Source organism: Streptomyces sp. E11-3, assembly GCF_046540415.1.
Lineage (GTDB): Bacteria > Actinomycetota > Actinomycetes > Streptomycetales > Streptomycetaceae > Streptomyces.
Genome location: NZ_JAZGRL010000001.1, coordinates 878,707 through 892,366, shown reverse-complemented (window position 1 = coordinate 892,366; position 13,660 = coordinate 878,707). Strand labels below are relative to the sequence as shown.

At 71.9% G+C, this 13,660-nt stretch carries 11 protein-coding genes; 2 read left to right on the top strand and 9 right to left on the bottom strand.

Translation table 11 applies throughout. From position 1 onward, the window contains the following. The first annotated feature begins 49 nt into the window (after window positions 1–49). A complete protein-coding gene (locus U9R90_RS03905; protein ID WP_411054951.1) occupies window positions 50–361 on the top strand; it encodes a hypothetical protein in 312 nt (103 codons plus the stop codon). A 33-nt stretch (window positions 362–394) separates the two neighbouring features. On the opposite strand, the gene rho is transcribed toward U9R90_RS03905, so the two are convergent. Then, on the bottom strand, window positions 395–1,534 hold the full coding sequence (rho, locus tag U9R90_RS03900; protein ID WP_411054950.1) for a transcription termination factor Rho: 1,140 nt from the start codon (window positions 1,532–1,534) through the stop codon (window positions 395–397). Between the two features lie 507 nt (window positions 1,535–2,041). Between rho and U9R90_RS03895 the strand changes: the two genes are divergently transcribed. Continuing rightward, entirely contained in the window at window positions 2,042–3,946 is a 1,905-nt protein-coding gene (locus U9R90_RS03895; RefSeq protein ID WP_411054949.1) for an ABC transporter ATP-binding protein, read from the top strand. Between the two features lie 17 nt (window positions 3,947–3,963). On the opposite strand, the gene U9R90_RS03890 is transcribed toward U9R90_RS03895, so the two are convergent. From U9R90_RS03890 to U9R90_RS03855, 8 genes are all read right to left on the bottom strand, one after another. After that, complete coding sequence (locus U9R90_RS03890) at window positions 3,964–4,782, bottom strand: endo alpha-1,4 polygalactosaminidase (protein WP_411054948.1); 819 nt, start codon at window positions 4,780–4,782, stop codon at window positions 3,964–3,966. 1 nt (window position 4,783) lies between these two features. Continuing rightward, window positions 4,784–5,452: a spherulation-specific family 4 protein gene (locus U9R90_RS03885; RefSeq protein ID WP_411054947.1), complete on the bottom strand. Its 669-nt coding sequence runs from the start codon at window positions 5,450–5,452 to the stop codon at window positions 4,784–4,786. 66 nt (window positions 5,453–5,518) lie between these two features. Then, window positions 5,519–6,436 (bottom strand): NAD-dependent epimerase/dehydratase family protein, encoded by a 918-nt coding sequence (locus tag U9R90_RS03880; protein WP_411054946.1) that lies wholly within the window; start codon window positions 6,434–6,436, stop codon window positions 5,519–5,521. A 3-nt stretch (window positions 6,437–6,439) separates the two neighbouring features. Continuing rightward, window positions 6,440–7,153 (bottom strand): NDP-sugar synthase, encoded by a 714-nt coding sequence (locus U9R90_RS03875; RefSeq protein WP_411054945.1) that lies wholly within the window; start codon window positions 7,151–7,153, stop codon window positions 6,440–6,442. A gap of 42 nt (window positions 7,154–7,195) precedes the next feature. Beyond that, window positions 7,196–8,197, bottom strand: coding sequence for an SDR family NAD(P)-dependent oxidoreductase (locus U9R90_RS03870; RefSeq protein WP_411054944.1), 1,002 nt, complete (start codon window positions 8,195–8,197; stop codon window positions 7,196–7,198). A 65-nt stretch (window positions 8,198–8,262) separates the two neighbouring features. After that, entirely contained in the window at window positions 8,263–9,609 is a 1,347-nt protein-coding gene (locus tag U9R90_RS03865; RefSeq protein ID WP_411054943.1) for a hypothetical protein, read from the bottom strand. After that, a complete protein-coding gene (gene pelF, locus U9R90_RS03860) occupies window positions 9,606–11,120 on the bottom strand; it encodes a GT4 family glycosyltransferase PelF (RefSeq protein ID WP_411054942.1) in 1,515 nt (504 codons plus the stop codon). The genes U9R90_RS03865 and pelF overlap by 4 nt, the downstream gene beginning before the upstream one ends. A 69-nt stretch (window positions 11,121–11,189) precedes the next feature. After that, window positions 11,190–13,418 carry a hypothetical protein gene (locus tag U9R90_RS03855; protein WP_411054941.1) on the bottom strand — a complete coding sequence of 743 codons (2,229 nt, stop codon included), beginning with the start codon at window positions 13,416–13,418 and terminating at the stop codon, window positions 11,190–11,192. Window positions 13,419–13,660: the final 242 nt, after the last annotated feature.

Here is a 13,660-nt window from a genome sequence, read left to right as displayed (position 1 = left end):
CAGGCTCTGAGTTCGAGCGGTCGTATCGCAGCCATTACGATCCATGGCCATGAGCACAGATCAAGAACAGGCCGAGGCCGCGCCGGAGACCGGTCCCGTACGACGGGGGCCCACGCCGCGCCAGGCCCGGCTGATACGGATCACCGCGGCCTCGGTGCTGATGGCGGCGGCGGCCGTGGTGCTCGTGGTGCGTCTGGCGAGCCGGTCGTCGGTGCTGGTGGTGGGGGTGTACGGGCTGCTGCTGATCCTCTGCGGCCTGGTCATCGAGCTCAGCCGCAGAGGAAGGACCAGGCTCGGTACGTGGGTGCTCGGGGCCGGACTTGCGGCCGCGCTGGCCGCTGACTGGGTTCTGCTGCCCTGAGGGCACCGCAGGGGGCCGCTGCCGGGAAGGGGCTCAGGCGCCCGGGACGGTGTGCTGGACCTGGCGGAGGAAGGCCGCGTTGTCCGCGGTATGCCGCAGTCGGTCGAGCAGGGCCTCCAGGGCCGACTGCCCGTCTCGGGAGTGCAGGGCCCGGCGCAGGCCCCGGGTGGCCTTCAACTCCGCGGCGGGGAGCAGCAGTTCCTCGCGCCGGGTGCCGGAAGGCGCGATGTCGACGGCCGGGAAGATCCGCTTGTCGGCCAGCGAGCGGTCCAGTCGCAGCTCCATGTTGCCGGTGCCCTTCAGCTCTTCGAAGAAGTAGTCGTCGGCGCGCGAGCCGGTGTCCACCAGTGTCGTCGCCAGGATGGTCAACGACCCGCCTTCCTCGGCGAGCCGGGCCGCGCCGAAGAGCCGCTTGGGGCCACCCAGCGCCGCGGCGTCCACACCGCCGCTGAGGGTACGGCCGCCCGCACCGGCCGCGTTGTTGTGGGCGCGGCACAGCCGCGTCAGCGAGTCGAGCAGGATGACGACGTCCTGGCCCTGCTCGACGAGCCGCTTGGCGCGCTCCACCGCCAGTTCGGCCAGGGCGATGTGCTCCTTGGCGGGCCGGTCGAAGGTCGAGGCGAGCACCTCGCCCCGTACCGAACGGCGCATGTCGGTGACTTCCTCGGGCCGTTCGTCGAGCAGCACCACCATCAGATGGCACTCGGGGTGGTTCTCGGCGACGGCCGCGGCCAACTGTTGGAGCAGTACGGTCTTGCCGGTCTTGGGCGGCGCGACGATCAGCCCGCGCTGCCCCTTGCCGACCGGCGCGAACAGGTCGACGAGCCGCGGCGCGAGACCGCCCGCCGCGCTCTCCAGGCGGAGCCACTCGCGCGGGTGCAGCGGGGTGAGGTCACGGAAGTGCGGCCTGCCGCGCAGGGCCTCGGGCGGGCGTCCGTTGACGCGCTCGACCCGGGCGAGCGTGCGCGGCTTGCCGCGGAAGCCTTCGACGATGTCGCCCTTGCGCAGGCCGTGTTGGCGGATCAGAGCCGAGGGGACCTGGACGTCCTGTGCGGTCGGCAGGAAGGCGGCGGTGCGCAGGGAGCCGTTGCCCTGGTGTCCGATGTCGAGGACGCCGGCGGCCGGGGCGGGGGCCTGCTGCTGGGCAGGAGGGTGTTCGAGAGTGGTGGCCATGCGGGAGGTCCTTTCACGGACTGGGCAGCGCCGAGCCGGGGCTGGATCGCCGGTCGGAGAGGACGGGCGACGGCCGTACCAGCTGCGATGCGCGAGAGAAGCGGCGCAAGTGAAGCGATGCGAGAGAAGCGACGCGCGAGGAAAGACGCGCGAGAAGAAACAGAACGAGCACCGGCGCCTGAAGGTGAGGCGTACACACGTGCTGCTCGCACTGTACCACCCGCTGTGACCGCCGCGTCCTCCCGCTCACATTCCCCCTCGTCTCCCTCCTCGCCCTGGCCCTCGTCTCCCTCCTCGAATCCCTTCGCGAATTTTTCACTAGGGGGAACAATTCGGGACAGGGGACCGTTTATACGGGTGTGGGCGCGGACGAGGTGGTTTCCCCGACCGCCTAAGTCCCCTGCACGGCTCGCCCCGATCGGCACACCCCCCCCGTCCGGTCGGGGCGTCGCCTGTGTTCGAGTCGTTCTTGACCTGAAGTTTGGTTGAGGTCCTACCGTTCGGTTCATGAGCATGGAGACCACAGCCTGGACGCAGCTGCGCACGGTCATGGACGCGCAGCAGGACCACCGCCCCTTCACCCGGGCCACCCTGCGCCGCATCGGCGCCTTCGCCCGCCCGCACCGCCGCCGCATCGTGCAGTTCCTGCTGGTCAGCGTGGTCACCGCGGTCCTCGCCGTGGCCACGCCGGTCCTCGCGGGCAGCGTCGTCAACCACATCGTCGGCGGCTCCGACCCCGGCGTCGTCGTCCGGATCGCCCTCCTGATCGCGGTGATCGCCCTCGCCGAGGCGGGGCTCGGGCTGCTGAACCGCTGGCTGTCCTCCAGCCTCGGCGAGGACCTCATCCTGGGACTGCGCACCGCCGTCTTCGATCATGTGCAGCGGATGCCGGTCGCGTTCTTCACCCGCACCCGGACCGGCGCCCTGGTCAGCCGCCTCAACAACGACGTCATCGGCGCCCAGCGCGCCTTCTCCAACACCCTCTCCGGAGTGGTCTCCAACAGCGTCACCCTGCTGCTGACCCTCGCCGTGATGCTCACCCTGTCCTGGCAGATCACCCTGCTCGCGCTGGTCCTGCTCCCGGTGTTCGTGGTGCCCGCCCGCCGCATGGGCGCCCGGATGGCCAGGCTGCAGCGCGAGGCCGCGAACCACAACGCCGCGATGGGCACCCGGATGACCGAGCGGTTCTCCGCGCCCGGCGCCACCCTGATCAAGCTCTTCGGGAGGCCCGGTGCCGAGTCCGAGGAGTTCGCCGAGCGGGCCCAGCGGGTGCGCGACATCGGCGTACGGACGGCCATGGCGCAGTCCGCGTTCATCACGGCGCTCACCCTGGTCTCCGCCCTCGCCCTGGCCCTCGTCTACGGCCTCGGCGGCTTCTACGCGCTGCGCGGCTCCCTGGAGCCCGGCGCCGTCGTCGCCCTCGCGATGCTGCTCACCCGCCTGTACGCGCCGCTGACCGCGCTGGCCGGTGCGCGGGTCGAGGTGATGACCGCCCTGGTCAGCTTTGAGCGGGTCTTCGAGATCCTCGACCTCAAGCCCCTCATCGAGGAGAAGCCGGACGCCCGACAGGTGCCGGAAGGGCCGGTCGCCGTCGAGTTCGAGGACGTACGTTTCGGCTACCCGTCCGCCGACAAGGTCTCCCTCGCCTCGCTTGAGGAGGTCGCCTCACTCGACACCCGCGGCGGCGACGAGGTCCTGCACGGTGTGTCCTTCCGTGCCGAGCCCGGACAGACCGTCGCCCTGGTCGGGTCATCGGGCGCCGGCAAGTCGACCATCGCGCAGCTGGTGCCGCGGCTGTACGACGCCGACACGGGCGCCGTACGGATCGGCGGCGTCGACGTACGCGACCTGAGCGCCGCATCGGTACGCGGGGCGCTCGGCATGGTCACCCAGGACGGCCATCTCTTCCATGACACGGTCCGCGCCAACCTGTTGCTCGCCCGGCCCGAAGCGGCCGAGGACGAGCTGTGGGACGCGCTGCGCCGCTCCCGGCTCGACGGCCTGGTCGCCTCGCTGCCGGACGGCCTGGACACCGTCGTCGGCGAGCGCGGCTACCGGCTCTCCGGCGGGGAGCGGCAGCGGCTGACCATCGCCCGGCTGCTGCTCGCCCGACAGCGCGTGGTCATCCTCGACGAGGCCACCGCCCACCTGGACAACACCTCGGAGGCGGCCGTCCAGGAGGCGCTGGCCGAGGCGCTCTCCGGCCGCACCGCCGTCGTCATCGCCCACCGGCTGTCCACGGTGCGCGCCGCGGACCAGATCCTGGTCGTGGAACAGGGCCGGATCGTGGAGCGCGGGCGGCACGAGGAGCTGCTGGCCCTGGACGGGCGGTACGCCGAGCTGTACCGCACCCAGTTCGCCGGCGCCGCCGAGGACGAGGGGGAGCCGGAGGTGGCCGCCCCGGCCGCGTAAGGGCCCGGGGTCTGGCGTCAGCAGGGCTGTCGCCAGACCCCCAGGTTGAGCTTCTTGCGCATCGAACTGAGCCCCAGCGCGCGGGCCTGTGCGCAGAACTCGCTGGTGGGCTCGGCGTATTCGACATGGAACACGGCCTTGCCCGCGTCCACGAACGGCTTGAGCGTGGCGCATTCGTCGAACTGCGCGCACTCCTCGTTCACAGCGAAGTCGAAGTCGCCGACCAGCTGCGGGATCTGCGGCATATCGTTCTTGAGGCCGACGGACATCCCGCGCTCATGGGCCAGCTTGGCGATCATCCGGTTGTAGGCGAGCTGGTGCTCGGCGGTCAGCGGGAAGCCCGTACGGTTCAGATACCCGTCCAGGAGATCGGGCTCGACCGCGTCGAACCCCTTGTCCCGGCACATGTCGAAGCGCTTGGCCATCAGCGGTCGCAGCACGTCGAGTTGGCGGATGTCCAGCCAGCGCTCGCCCTTCCAGCCGTTGGACATGCCCCGTACGGCCTTCGGGAAGTCCGCTTTGTCGGGGCGGAAGGACTCCCAGGCACCGGCGTTGATATAGCAGATCACCTTGCGCCCGTCGCGGTGCAGCCGCCGTACGGTGGCCGCGTCGTTCTCGAAGCCGTCGATGTCGTAGACCGGAACGTCGACCTTGGTGTCCACCCGTCCTTCGAGCTGCCACTGCCAGCGCGTACCGGGCTCCGGCTGCCAGCGAGAAGAGCTGGGCGACGGCTCGGGTGAGGGAGTGGGCGAGGGCGAGGAGGAGCAGGCGGCGAGCGCAACCAGGGCCGCGAGCAGCAGCAGGGCGGTACGCGGACGGGGCACGGCGCGGGTCATGTCAGGGGCTTCCGGTGAAGTGGCGGAGTACGGGTGGCAGGGCCGACCAGGGGTTGGGGCCGTGGCCCGCGACCGCGCAGTGGACCGCGGCGTGCCGCAGCCGGGCGGTACGCGCGGCCACGGCACACAGTCCGGGCGGCACCCCGTGGACAAGATGGCAGAAGCGTTCCGGCGGTTGGCTCCGGGTCCAGTCGGGAATCGCGGATGCCGCGTGGTAGGCGGCCCAGTCGCCTTCGAAGGTGACCAGCAGATCGGCGAGGGCGGCGTAGCCGGGTGCCGGGTGGGTACCCGGGTTGAGCACGAGCGTACGGCCGCCGCGGGAGCGGGCGGCACGGGCCAGCCGCCGGTAGTGGCGCAGCCGGTCGCGGGTGGCGGATGCCTGGTCGAGGAAGAACCCGTCCGTGCCGTACCAGTCGCGGTGGCGGTCGAGGTCGGCGGCGACCGCGCGCTGCGGTCGCCGCCCGTAGTCGGTGTCCACGTACCCCAGCACCCGCGCCCCTGCCGAACGCAGCGCCCGAGCGGCGGCGGCGAACTCCGGGTCCGGGGCGTTGCCTGGACCGCTCGCGGGGTTGAGTACCACCCCGTAGAGCCGGGGCGCCGCCGCGACCAGGGCGCGCCAGGCACCCCGGTCGAGGGCCGGGTGGACGTACAGGGGCACGAGCAGCGTCATACGGTCAACTCTCCCCGGCCGGACGGCCTCCCGCGCCCATGACGCGGGCAAGGCGCCGGATGACCGTCACGGCCGCGCCCCGGCCGGGGCCTGCGATGCCCACAGGTCGGCCAGGGACTCGGCCAGTGTGTGCTGCGGACGCCAGCCGAGAGCGGCCTGCGCGGCCGAGGGGTCGGCGCACTGCCAGGAGACCGCGGCGGACCGGTCCGATCCCGCGCCCGATTCCTCGATGCGGCCGTGGAACCCTGCGGCGCGGGCGAGTTGGTGGACGAGTTCGCGTACGGAGGTGGCCTGTCCACTGCCGATGTTGAGGACGGGCGGCAGCGGGGCGGGTGCGGTGGCCGCCAGGGCCACCGCGTGCGCCACATCCCGCGCGTCGACGAAGTCGCGGTACGCGGAGAGGTCCCCGGTGGTGACCGTCCCCTCCGTCCCGTCTGCCCCCTCCGCACGGACCCGCCCCAACTCGGCCGCGAGGCGGCCGGGAAGAGACGAGTCCGGTGCGCCGGGCCCGACCGGGTTGAAGACGCGGAGTACCACCGCGTCCACCCCCGAGGCGGTGACGGCGAGCGTGCCCGCGAGCTTGGTGGCCCCGTACACCGCGACCGGTGTCGTCGGAGCGCTCTCCGCCACCGGCTCGCCCGGCGGCGTCGGACCGTACTCGGCCGCCGAGCCGAGGTGGACCAGCCGGGCGTGCGGTGCGCCCACGGCGAGCGCCTCGCAGAGCACGGCCGGTCCGCGCGCGTTGACCTCGGCCATCCGGCCCGCGCTACCGCCCACGGCACCCGCGCAGTTGACCACCGCCGCGGGCGCCAGTGAGGCGAACGCGTCCGCCAGGACCCGTGGTTCGGCGCGAGCGAGGTCGGCCGTGAGGTCCGCGTCGGCGGAGCGGCCACCGGTCAGCAGCTGTACGCCCGGCATGGACCGCAGGAGCGCGGCGACCTCACCGCCCAGGAACCCCCCGGCCCCCAGAACCAGAACCCGCACCGCTCACACCCCCTTCAGCAGCAGGTCACGGCGGCTGGAGAACTCCGCGTTGGCCTGGTCGTAGTCGTCGGGACGGCCGATGTCGAGCCAGTAGCCGTCGAACTCGTGGGCATGCGGCGGGGTTTCGGCCTTCAGCAGATCGAGCACCAGCTCGTCGAAGCCGAGCGGCAGCCCCGGCGTGTACCCCGCCAAGGTGTCACGGGACACCCCGTACACGCCCATCGAGACCCGGTAGTCCACGCTGGGCTTCTCGGTGAAGCCGACGACCCGCCCGGACTCGGTGGTGAGCACACCGAAGTCGATGGCGACCTTGCGCGCGTACGTGGCGATGGTGAGCGGCGCGCCGGAGGCACGGTGCCCGGACAGGAGGTCGCCGTAGTCGAGGTCGGTGAGGATGTCGCCGTTCATGACCAGGAACTCCTCGGGTAACCGGTCCATCATGGTGAGCAGCGGCCCCATCGTGCCGAGCGGACTGTCCTCGGTGCAGTACCCGACCCGCAGCCCCCACTGCGAGCCGTTGCCGACATAGGCGCGGATGATGTGGCCGAGGTGGCCTATGGCGAGGGTGCAGCTGCTGAACCCGCGGGCCGCCAGCTGCCGTAGGACGATCTCCAGGATGGCGTGCTGGTCGCCGATCGGCACCAGCGGCTTGGGCAGCGCGGTCGTGTACGGGCGGAGTCGGACGCCCTTGCCACCGGCGAGGATCACTGCGTGCATAAGAGCTCCCTGAAGTCAGATGCCTGAGATGGTTCAGATGCTTCAGATGTTGTAGATGCCGGTCTTGTACCGGGAGAGGTTCGCGGGGTTGCGGAAGAAGTCGACCGTGTGGGCAAGTCCGGTCTCCAGACCGGCCTCCGGCCGCCATCCGGTGGCCGCGCGCAGCCGGGACGCGTCCGCGACAAGACGCATCACCTCGGAGCTCGCGGGCCGTACGCGCTGCTCGTCCTGCCGTACGTCGATGGAGGCTTCCATCACCTTGCCGATCAGCCGGGTCACGTCGCCGACCGAGATCTCCTCGCCCGTACCGGCGTTGAAGGTGCGCCCGACGACGGCCTCCGCGGGTGCGGTGCCGACGGCGAGAAAGGCGCGGGCCGTGTCCTTGACGTAGAGGAAGTCGCGGGTGGGCCGCAGATCCCCGAGGGTGATGACCCGTTCCCCGGCCGCGACCTGGCCGATCACGGTCGGGATGACCGCCCGCATCGACTGCCGCGGCCCGAAGGTGTTGAACGGGCGCAGGGTGGTGACCTGGGTGCCGAAACTGGCGTGGTAACTGTCCGCCAGCCGGTCGCCGCCCGCCTTCGAAGCGGCGTACGGGGACTGGGTGTGGATCGGATGGTCCTCGGTGATGGGTACGGTCTGCGCGGTGCCGTACGTCTCGCTGGTGGAGGTGTGCACCAGGCGCGGGATGTCCAACTGGCGCACCGCCTCCAGGACGTTGAGGGTTCCCGTCACATTGGTGTCCACATAGCTGTGCGGGGCCTGGTAGGAGTACGGGATCGCGATCAGGGCGGCGAGGTGGTAGACGGTCTCGGCGCCGTCGACGAAGCGGTGTACGGATCCCGGGTCGCGTACGTCGCCGAGGACGATCTCGACCTGGTCGAGGGTGTCCGGGGCGAGGGTCTCCAGCCAGCCGTAGGAGGAGAAGGAGTTGTACTGCGCCATCGCGCGCACCCGGAAGCCGGCGGCGACCAGGGTCTCGGTGAGATGGGAGCCGATGAAGCCCTCGGCTCCGGTGACGGCGACGACTGGGGCTGAACTCACGGGCGTACTCCTCGGTCGTGTGGGGCGTTGACGCGGAACGGTGCGGGTGGTGCGGGGTGTTGCGGTCAGCGGTGTGCCGTGACTCTGCCGAGGAGCCACAGCGCGCAGCCGAGCAGAAGCGCCGACGCGGCCACGCAGCAGGCCACTTGGGCCGCACCGGGCGGGACATCGGCGAGCCGGGTGGCGGACCACACGGCGGCGGTGCAGAGGCAGACGGTCGCGGGCAGCCAGGCCACGGTGAACGCCTGGAGCAGCAGCGCGGTCCACAGCAGGGTCCCCAGGGCGAGCAGTGGACCGGGGGAAACTCCGGCGACCAGCGCCCCGGCCGTCAGCAGGCCCAGATACCCGGCCAGGCACAGGGCCAGGGCGCGGGCGGCGCGCAGCGCGAAGGCGCGCGGCACCGTACTGGCGCGGAGCGCGGCGAGCGCCAGGCCCCGGTAGCGGTAGAGCAGCCACTCCGCCGCGCCCATGCTGAGCGTGAGGACGACGACGGCCCGCACCTCGTGGGCACCGGCGAGCACCACGAGCACGCCCGCCGCGAGACCGAACACCGCGTACGGGAGCGAGGCCGCGTACCCCGGCGCGTCGGCGGCGGGCGGAGGGGCGGCGGCGCGCAGGGTGTGGGCCGCGGCCGACACCGCCAGCAGCACGGTGGCGAGCAGCAGCACCGTGGTCGGCGTGGGCGGCAGCGGCCGCCACAGCAGCAGCGCGGCTCCGCCGACCACCGGCAGCAGCGTGACCAGCAGCAGCCGCTCCCGGCCGAGGACCAGCAGCGCGGTCGCCGCGCCGAGATAGCAGGACTGCCCGGCCGCGAACGCGGCGGCCAGCCCAGGACCCGCCGTGAACAGCGCGGCCACCGTGGCGGCGAGCGCCCCGACGGGCGCACCCGTACGCAGGGTGCGGACGGCAGCCGCGCGGCCCCCGGCGGACAGCCGCAGATGGGCGCGGTGGCTCAGCCCCTGGTTCCAGGCCCACGACGTCAGCGCGGCGACGACCAGCGCCGGGACCCCGGCACCGGCGCCCGCTCCCCACAGGCTCCCGGCCAGCAGATACCCAAGCCCAGGGACCGCGAAGAGCAGACCCCGCAGGGCGCACCGCAGATGGTCCGGACGCCAGGGGTCAGGGGGCGGCGGGGGCTCCGGGTAGTGCCGGGGCACACGCGCGTAGACATCATCGGCCAGCGCGAACAGATCGCGATGGCCGTAGCGTTCGGTGATCTGATCACCCGTCATGCCCGCCGACTCCAGGATGGCGGCCACCTCGTACGGATGGACCGCCGCGCCGACCGGCTCCGCCAGCCGTGCGGCAAGCTCGTCCACCGGGTCGACGGCCCAGCTCGGCGTGTGGCGGCCGTACGGGCCACTCGGCAGTGCCCCGCCGTCCTCCGGTACGAGCCGCAGCGGGCCGCTCATGCGGTGGCTCCTGCCACGTGGCGCCCGGCCCACCTCGGGTGCGCAGGCTCGGTGGTGACCGCATCGGCGCCGCCGATGGCGAGTTCGGTGTAGATCGTGCGGAAGGTGTCGACGGTCTGGGAGAGTGTGAACTGCTCGATGACCCGCAGCCGCGCCGACTCGCCCATACGGGCCCGGCGTTCGGGGGCGCGCAGCAGTTCCACGGCGGCGCGTGCCATGGCCTCCGGTTCGCGCGGCGGCACCACAAGGCCGCTGTCGCCCACCGCCTCCCGGACGCCCCCGACATCGGTCGAGACGGTGGCCCGCCCGCAGGACATGGCCTCGATGAGAGTGAACGGGAACCCTTCGCTGATGCTGGAGAGCATGACGACATGCCCCGCCGCGTAGGCGTCCCTGATGTCCGGCACGCGTCCCTCGAAGGCGACGGACGCGCCGAGGCCGAGCTCGTCGGCGAGCGCCTGGCACCGCTCGCGGTAGCCTTCGCCGCCGCTTGGGGTGCCGCCGAAGAGCCGTAGCCGGGCCGCGGGTATCTCCCGCTGGACCAGTGCGAAGGCGCGGATCAGTGTCTCCAGGTCCTTGATCGGATCGATCCGGCCCGCCCAGCTCAGGGTCGGCTCGGCGGGCTCGGGGCCGGCCGTGGGGAAGGCGGCGGGATCGACACCGTTGTAGACGGTGCGGATACGGCGCGGGTCGGCGCCACCGCGCTCCTCCCAGAGCCGGTTGTAGCGGTTGCCCGGGGTGATCAGCGCGGCCCGCCGGTAGCTCTCCTCGGCGAGCAGCCGGTAGAAGCCGAGCAGCACCGCCTTGACGGGCCAGCGGTACGGTCCTGTGCGGTGCCCGAGATAGCGCTCGCGCAGATAGACCCCGTGCTCGGTCAGGAGCAGCGGCGTGCCGTACAGCTCCTGGGCGGCGAGCGCGGGCAGTGCGGCGAGGCCACCACTGACGGCGTGCGCCACCCCGCTCTCCGGTGGCGCGGCGCCGAGCGGGCGCAGGGCGTGCTCCAGCAGGTCGGTCGCGGTCAGCGCGTCGTGCAGTGTGGGCCTGGCCTCCCGTACCTCAGAACGCGGCCCGTTCCACAGGCCGCTGAGCACACGCACGGCCGCCTCGCCGCGCAGTACGGGCGCCAGCACCCCGTCCCGCGCGGCCCTGGCCAGCTCGAACAGGGCGGGTCCGAAACGGTGTTCGGTCGTGGGGTCGAGTAGCGCGGCGAGGAAGTCCTCGTACGAGGACAGCAGACGCCTGCGCCGACGGCCGCGCGGGGCCGCCGACGCGGCCGTCTGCCCCCACAGCGGGATCACCACGGGCGCGGCCACCTGGGCGGGAAGCTCCCAGGCGAGCCTCTCCTGGCCGGTTCCGGTGACCGCGATGACGCGGAAGTCGAAGTCCGGCATACCGCGGACGAGTTGGTCACACCACACGCTCACGCCGCCGTGGCTGTGCGGATAGGTGCCCTCGGTCAGGAGGGTGACACGGACCGCGCCGGAGCGCGGACCGGGAACGAGTTCTGGCATGGGCTGGGGATCTCCCGCGAAGTGTGAGAGCGACTGCGAGCGACACCGCCCCGCGCCGGGGCGCGGCGGTCAACTCCGTACGGGCGCAGGCGCTTTCACTCTGTCCGAAGCGGCAGACCCCCGGACGTTCGGGATCTCCGGGATCTCCGGGATCTCCGGGGACTTCGGGAACTTCGGGAACTCTTCGAACTCCGGGACGGGCAGCTTGGGCGCGGGCTTCTGCACCGGCGCCGCGGGTGAGCCGTCCGCGGCGCCGGTGGGCGCGGCGGCGGGCAGGGTGAGCGTCACCCGGTCCTGGCCGGTGGCCGGGCCGGTCCAGCCCGAGACGGTGCCCGCGTACGGACTCCCGAAGTCCTTTCCTCCATCAGGCAGTTGCTGCTGAGTGCCGTTCGGCATGCTCGCCGGAACCCGCACGTCATCGGGGGCGACGACCGTGACGGCCGTACCGATCCGGTACGCGGTGACCTGTCCGGCGTCGAGCGCAGCCTGCCAGGCGGCGCGGTCGCGGAGCTCCGCACCGATGGCCCGCTGGCGCGGATTGACCAGGGGGGCGTTGTCCGCGTAGAGCGCCGCGTAGTCGTCGAGCAGGCGGTCGAGAACGGGATAGGCGATGCGGTCCTCGGCCAGGTTGGACTGGTGGATGTAGTGCGGGCGGGGGTCGTTGGACAGCGTGCGGCGCAGTGCGCCGGCGGCCTCCAGGGGCACGATGTAGTCGTCGTACCCGGTCACCGGGTCCAGTGGCGCGTCCAGGCAGGTCGTGTCGGGGGCCGTCTCGCAGATCCCGCTGCCACCGTCGGCGGCCTTGGTGTAGAGCCAGTTGTACTCGTCGATCTGCTCGGCCTCGCGCCCGACGTTGTAGAAGATGTTCAGGGGATGCCGGGGCACGGTCAGCGCCTGGCCCACCGGACGCTGGGCGGGGTCGCGGGAGTTGTCCGAGCCCAGCCACTCGATGCCGTTCTCGGCCAGGGCCGGGGCGAGATGCGGGTTGTCGTCGGGCTGCTGCGGCAGGATCCGCATCCCGGAGTGCTCGCCCGTCACCAGTTCGCCGTTCTCCAGCGGGAGTCCGGCGCGCTCGCCCCACGCGCGGTTGTCACGGATCTGCCGGGAGATCTCGTCCTGGCCGACATAGCGGGTACTGCCGTCGAGCTCGGTGGCGCACTTCCACGGGACCACGCTGACGTCCTGCACACAGCCGAGGAAGGCGTGGTCATAGGTGTGGTTGATCCACCGGAAGGCGTTCTTGTCGGTGTCGAGCTGGTCGGCGAGCGGATCCTGGCCGCCGTTGTCCTCCCGGTACCGGTCGCTGCCACCGCCGTTGAAGGCCAGGTCGAGCCCGAAGCCCCGGGTCCGTGACCAGTCGGCGGCGTGGCGCGCGTCGTCCGGGGACATCCGGATGGGGTTGGTGGCGCCGGGGTCGGGCTGGCAGTCCACGTCGCCAGGAGTGCAGTTGAGTTCGGTGTCCCAGCGGTCGTCGGCGCCGTAGACGTCGTCGATGTGCACCGAGAAGTAGTTGCGGGACAGGCCGAGGCCGGTGTCCTGGGTGAGCCAGCCCACGATGCCGCGGGCGAGCAGCTGGAACTGCCGCTGATGGCTCGCGTACGCGAACGTGACGACCAGCTCACGGCGGCCGTCGTGCCGGTACTCGCCGACGAGCGAGCCCCGCCCGCCCGAACCCGGTATCGGGGCGTCCACATAGCTGGTGAAGTCGGCGTCGGCGGCGGGCCGCGCCAGATACCCGTAACTCTCGTCCTCGGTCGGTGAGATGTCCTCGAAGGGCACGCCTCCATCGAGATAGCCGAAGGGCCCGGCCCGCCCCGCCGTGGTCACCGCGGCCTCGACACCGTCCAGCGGACCGCTGTAGCCGCCTTGTGTCGGGGGATCGAGTCCGACCTCGGGACGGGCGTACGTATAGGCGTCGACCTGCGGGACGGCGAACTCCTTCTCGTACGAGGCGAGAGCCGCCAGCTCCGTGGAGCCCGCGCCGAACGGGTTGTCGTTGGGCAGCACCACCGCCTGGTACTTGGCGCGCGGCCGCCCGTCCACGGTGTCCGCCAGGAAGTCCCCGTCGATCACCGGCCGTCCGGGATCGGAGAGGTCGATGTTCGTATACGGCGTGCCGGCGCGGCGGAGTTCGTCGGCGATGGCACTGGTCGCCGGCCCCTCGTCGTCGACCAGCAGCACTCTGAGATCGACGCGCGGTGTGTCGTCAGGTGCCGCGGTCGCGGTGTTCAGTGGTGCGGCGACTGCCAGCAGCAGCGCGCTCGAAGTTAAGACGGCCATACGGGTCTTGCGGCTCATCGGAACAGTTCCTCCCCCAGATGGCATGCCACCCTCGTGACCGGCGGCCGGGCATGCCTTCCCCCCAGCGGAAATCCGCGCCAACCGGGTCACGGCAGGCGTTCCGCTCTTCCGGGTCACATAGTGGTTGGACTGTGTGACGGACTGTGTCGAAATCGTGAAACCTGGCCTGAATAATGTGTGGCGCCGCGCGATTCGGACATTCAGACACCCCTTCCGGGGTCCGCTGGACTCACGGAGTG